Origin of the sequence: Rhodococcus sp. (in: high G+C Gram-positive bacteria) (assembly GCF_049286785.1) — a bacterium.
Classification (GTDB): Bacteria; Actinomycetota; Actinomycetes; order Mycobacteriales; family Mycobacteriaceae; genus Rhodococcus_F.
This window is the reverse complement of sequence record NZ_JBAQEO010000044.1, coordinates 1-2,992: the sequence shown is the minus strand read 5'-3', so window position 1 is coordinate 2,992 and position 2,992 is coordinate 1. Positions and strand designations below refer to the sequence as shown.

The window sequence follows — 2,992 nt, the reverse complement described above, 5'->3', positions numbered from 1 at the left end:
GTCGAGGCCGTCGATCCAGTACTGCGGACTGGTGCGGTATTGCGGTGCCGAGCACGTACGGGATGACCTCGTCACCGGTAGGTACGGGTCCGCCTCGCCCTCTATATCCCCGACGCGTACCCGCACGGATAGGTACGACCAGCTCCCGGAGATGTCGTCAGGGTTGGTCAGCAGCCGAGTTTCGTGGTGCGCGAGCTCGGCGCAGAGGTTGGTGGCCGTCAAGGCAAGGCGCAGGTGCATTCCGGTCGGGTAGACGGTGATGTCGTCGAGCTGCAAGGTCACAGCGGGGTGCGCGGCGAGTACCCGCTGGCCGTGCACGGGCACCCCGCCGGTGTTCGGTGGTGGCTGCGCCGGCCACCGGTGTCTGCGCATGAATCGCATGAATCGATCGTCTCATCGCTACTCCACCGAAGTCACGACCCGTTCCTAGGCGAGTCGAATCCGGCACTGCTCCTACCGCTTTCATCAGCGGGAGGAGCAGATCGAGGTGTGGTCAGTCTCCGGCCGAAGGGGTCAGCCGGCCGTGAGGGTCTGGCTGGCTGATGCAAGGGTGTCTGACATCATGGTGGCCGGCCATATCCCGGAGAGCATCCAAAGGGGGCCGTTAACGTTGGAGAATCGGACAGGCGATTTCAGGACTCCGCCGGGACGAGAAATTTCAACGCGACGCTGAACGGGAATTTTCCCGGCGCATCGATAACTGACTCGATGCGAGCGTGGTCATCTTCGATGTCGAGAATGCTGAAGACCGACACACCTTCGGGATGCAGCATCACACGATCGCCGATATTCACGAGCCCGTTCCTCCGTGCCTGAGCTGCCGAGTACCCATGTCTCCTGCAGTGAGAAAAGTGTGCGCCCCGGGTCGTCTTCCCAACGAACCCGGGGCCTGACCAGGCTACATCAGTTCGAACATATGTGCGACACTCAAGGTGTGAAGCATGTCGAGGACGCCCCGGCACGGTGCCCGAATGAGCACCTGCTCGGTCCCGGCACCTGCCTCGTCGGCTGGGAAGTATGTGGGTGCGACGCAGCCGCAGCCGCCGGCAGGGGCGGTCACCGCACGCATTACTGCCGCACGTGCGGGCACACAGTGCGAACCCCACCCTGCACCGGTGCGCAACCACAGGCGGACCGGTGGTTCACTCCGCCCAAGTCCGTCTGACTACGAATCATGTGGCCGCGCGATCGCATGTCGGTGCCGATCGGTAGACTCAGGTTCGTTCTGATGAGCATCCCCCCAATTTTGTTCTCAGAACACCCCCGTGCCCCGGCATCACCCCCCGATGCCGGGGCACGTTCATGTGCGCCGCCAGGCGTGGTGCCATACGCAGACTGACCACATCGGAGGATCCGGTCCCGATGTATCCGCGAGCATTGCAGGCGTGGTGCGAAATGATCAGTGTGGAAGCAACGGCATCCGGAGCCGCCGCGCGGACATGGAGTTGGAGTGGTGACCATGGGCCGGTCGGATCCGGTTGACAGATCGGCCATCATCGGTGAACTCGAGCGCACCCGCGTGCGGCTCCATCAACTTCTCGGGGATGCCTCGGATGAATCGCTTCGACGTCCGTCCGCGGGGACGCGGTGGACCAACGAGCAGTTGCTCTTCCATATGGTTTTCGGGTACATGGTGGTGCAGGCGTTGCTGCCGCTTGTGCGAGTGATCAGCCGCCTGCCCGCCGGAGTCGGGCGACGATTCGCCCGACTCCTCGATGCCGGGACGCGTCCGTTCGACGTGGTGAACTACTACGGTTCCTGCGCTGCGACCCTGATGTTCAACCGGCGCCGGATGGGCGCGAAACTCGATCGAGTCATCGCTTCATTGGTCCGCCGATTGCAGCGCGAATCCGACGAGGACCTGAGGCGGGGGATGCCCTTCCCGGCCCGGTGGGATCCATACTTCACCGACTTCATGACCATCGCCGAGGTGTACCTCTATCCCACCCAGCACTTCGACTTCCACGAAAAGCAACTCACCCTCGATCGCCCGACCTGACTCGGGCGGTCGTGTGTCACCAGGGACCGTAGGCGGTGGTGTCGGCTTCACGTGTCCTGTCTCATCCAGGGTGAGGCAGAGCGGGGGGCTTGACCTGGTGTGCCTCAGATATGTGGGACGCGGTGATCGCCGTATGTCTCACTGATGGTGAGGTACGTCATCGAATTGCGGCGTTCGGGTCGTGGTCTTCTTGAACCAGCCAAACAGCGGGTCGTAGGGGCTGTTCTTGGAGTAGTACTCGACAAACCGCAGCTCGAACCCACCCGAATGGGTGAACGACCTGGACGAACAGCCCGAAGTAGACCACTCGCGCCTCAACTACATGAGACGACACGCCGGATACCTCAGGTCAGCGAAGTGCACCAAGATCAACGAGACGGGACATCACGAGGTTTTCCGACACTCGACCATAACTGCGGAAACCGCCCGAAAATTGTGTCGGTAACCCGCGTCGGAAATCTATGTCGGAAAACCCCTAGTGGGGTATTTTCGACACATGCTGATCGGTTACGCGCGCGTCTCCAGCGCAGACCAGGATCCCGACCATCAGGTCGATGCCCTGCGCAGGGCCGACGTGGATGTCGAGAATATTCACGTCGAACGTGCCGGTGGAGCCAAAGCGTCACGGCCTCAGCTGGATTTGGTGCTTCAGCGGCTACACGAGGGGGACACCCTGGTGATCACACGGCTCGATCGACTCGGTCGCTCGGTGCTGCACCTGATCACCCTCGGTGCCGAGTTACGCGAGCGAGGAGTGGGATTGAAGGTCCTCGAGCAGGGAATCGACACCGCGACCGCCGAGGGGCGGGCGATGTTCGGGATGCTCTCGGTCCTCGCTGAGTTCCAGCGCGAGTTGATCGTGGTCATTATCTTTATGCCGCAACCGTCTGTGAGGGACGTGGGATTGCAACACGCCTGCTGACGTCGCTCGCAGATATCCCACACCCTGTGAGGGACGTGGGTTAGCTTCGTCGCATGGATGGGCCGTACACG

The 2,992-nt window shown here is 62.2% G+C and carries 4 protein-coding genes; 2 read left to right on the top strand and 2 right to left on the bottom strand.

The window, feature by feature from the left end:
* Together WAW17_RS01935 and WAW17_RS01930 are read right to left on the bottom strand one after the other, a co-directional pair.
* Positions 1 to 372 (bottom strand): hypothetical protein (locus tag WAW17_RS01935; RefSeq protein ID WP_422331342.1); only part of this gene is annotated, 372 nt, incomplete at its 3' end.
* 260 nt (positions 373 to 632) lie between these two features.
* Entirely contained in the window at positions 633 to 794 is a 162-nt protein-coding gene (locus tag WAW17_RS01930; protein ID WP_422331341.1) for a hypothetical protein, read from the bottom strand.
* A gap of 665 nt (positions 795 to 1,459) precedes the next feature.
* Here WAW17_RS01930 and WAW17_RS01925 point away from each other — a divergent pair.
* Together WAW17_RS01925 and WAW17_RS01920 are read left to right on the top strand one after the other, a co-directional pair.
* The gene (locus tag WAW17_RS01925) at positions 1,460 to 1,999 is read left to right on the top strand and encodes a DinB family protein (protein ID WP_422331343.1); all 540 of its coding nucleotides are present in this window, start codon (positions 1,460 to 1,462) and stop codon (positions 1,997 to 1,999) included.
* Positions 2,000 to 2,495: 496 nt separating this feature from the next.
* On the top strand, positions 2,496 to 2,921 hold the full coding sequence (locus WAW17_RS01920) for a recombinase family protein (RefSeq protein WP_422331340.1): 426 nt from the start codon (positions 2,496 to 2,498) through the stop codon (positions 2,919 to 2,921).
* Positions 2,922 to 2,992: the final 71 nt, after the last annotated feature.

What these genes read in the sequence shown, in the direction of transcription:
- WAW17_RS01925 (WP_422331343.1), top strand. Translation starts at nt 1,460, where the DNA reads ATGGGCCGGTCGGATCCGGTTGACAGATCGGCCATCATCGGTGAACTC.
- WAW17_RS01920 (WP_422331340.1), top strand. Translation starts at nt 2,496, where the DNA reads ATGCTGATCGGTTACGCGCGCGTCTCCAGCGCAGACCAGGATCCCGAC.